This is a genomic window from Bradyrhizobium sp. 35, assembly GCF_023073215.1.
GTDB classification, from domain to species: domain Bacteria; phylum Pseudomonadota; class Alphaproteobacteria; order Rhizobiales; family Xanthobacteraceae; genus Bradyrhizobium; species Bradyrhizobium canariense_D.
On the sequence record NZ_JADPJC010000122.1, the window covers coordinates 1 to 1,757 of the forward strand.

Consider the following 1,757-nt stretch of genomic DNA (forward strand, 5'->3'; position numbering starts at 1 on the left):
TCCTTCCGTCGATTTCGAAGAACAGCGGGGTTTCAGGCAAGGCGCCGAGGCTACGGAAGTGGTCGACTATTTCTCGGTGAACCTCGATCGCAGCCCACGGACCCACCCGTAAATTTCCCAAGTGTTCGAAACGAGGCGCGCTGGTTAACTGGTACGGGTGAGCACCGCACCATGAAAACGCCGAAGCCAAAGCAATGGACCGACCGCGAGGTCCAGCAATTGTCGAAGCTGGCACGGACGGGCGCTGGCGTATCGAAGATTGCAGCCGAGCTGGGCCGTCACGCAGGATCAGTGAGGCGAATGGCGCGAACGATAGGGGTATTGTTGAAGAAGTAGCCGTCGAGGAAGCTCGCGCATGCCCCGCCCGAAGGAGCGCAGCACGGCTGACCTACAGGCCGGAACCACGACTAATGTCCCGCACAAGCCTGAGCGCGGCGCCAGTATTTCGACCATAGAAGAGCGTCTGATCGAGCTGCGAAAGAATGGTCAGCCCAAATCCCAAATAGCGTGATGGCAATGCCTCTAAACATTGTCGTGGACCGGGTTGAACGGTGCAGTGCAAGTTCAAACGGCCCCGGCCGCAGGTTGGGAGGAACAGCCGGGGCCGGTATTCCCATTCCATGTGCCGCAATCGGCGGTAATCGGCACGCACCTAGCAAGCCAGATAAAAGCTAACGAATTGTTTCGTAAGTCCCGAATTCGGAGCGAAGCGCTGCTTTGGTGTTGCAACGGCAACGCGCTTCGCAACGCAACATAGCGCGAGCGCCGCCCGTACTTGTACGGAGGTTGAACCAAACTTCTTGCCGTTGCTTGTCGTCCATATTCAACGTCTACTTCAGATTGATTTTGTGACGATCCGATTTTTCAGACGAGGCCGGTCCATGAGCGTCAAAGCCATGATGGCGACTATCCTCAAGAACCAACTGACATCGCGCGGAGTGCATTCGCTGACGCATTCGGACTGCGCGGAGATCGTGGAGCACTTGATCGAAAAGCTCACTGAGCTTGAGCTTAGTTTAGCGCGAGAAGTAGCCAACAACCAGAAACTGCAGTAGCACGAAGCATGATGAGCAATCGAGACTGACAGCGGCGTGATTGCTGATCCGTTCCGCTGCCCGATGGCCGCAGTCTGAACACGCTGCACGTCGCCACGACCGACGACGCTCTCGGCGCGCGAGCATGATGCGCCGGAATGGTGCCCCTAACGACATTGATGCTGTTTGTGGCACTATCGGCGCAGGTCGCGCCCATGGGCGAGAGACCGTCTCGATTAACCCGACCGAGATGTGTAGAGCGCCGACAGCGACCCAACTCACGACTAGGTGAGTAGGCCATGTGCTTACAAGGCAGAGGCCCCGGAGTGCCTGAGGCGGACCTCTTCCCTCATCAACTAATCGTCGTCCCGGTCGTGAGGATGGTGTTCGAGGTGGTGCTCATGGTGATGGTGCTCTGCCCCACCTCCGTTCACACCTTTTGCCCCAGACGCAGCGATGGCGTTTGACGTGAGTGAGGTCGATAGAAGCAAGGTCATGGCGGGCGGCGTTACGGCCGCAAATCTACTGCAGGTCTTCAAAAATTCACGTCGATCGTCATCTTCTGTCGAGGTATGACATCCACTTCACGAACGTCTTCGGACCGACAAAGGTACCACATTATTTGTAAGCGCGAAGCCGATACCCTTGCTTCAGAATTCGAATGAACGTGCGAAAGAAGCCTCCGGCTTGGACGGAGGTTTCGGATGGGATTGGACAGCAAAA

2 protein-coding genes are annotated in these 1,757 nt (G+C 56.9%); one reads left to right on the forward strand and one right to left on the reverse strand.

The genetic code is table 11. The annotated features are described in order from the left end of the window. Positions 1-881 precede the first annotated feature (881 nt). Positions 882-1,055 (forward strand): hypothetical protein, encoded by a 174-nt coding sequence (locus IVB36_RS26285; protein WP_162847274.1) that lies wholly within the window; start codon positions 882-884, stop codon positions 1,053-1,055. Positions 1,056-1,390: 335 nt separating this feature from the next. Here the strand turns inward: IVB36_RS26285 and IVB36_RS40575 are convergent, their stop codons facing one another. Beyond that, the gene (locus IVB36_RS40575) at positions 1,391-1,573 is read right to left on the reverse strand and encodes a hypothetical protein (RefSeq protein ID WP_345946521.1); all 183 of its coding nucleotides are present in this window, start codon (positions 1,571-1,573) and stop codon (positions 1,391-1,393) included. Between the last annotated feature and the right edge of the window lie 184 nt (positions 1,574-1,757).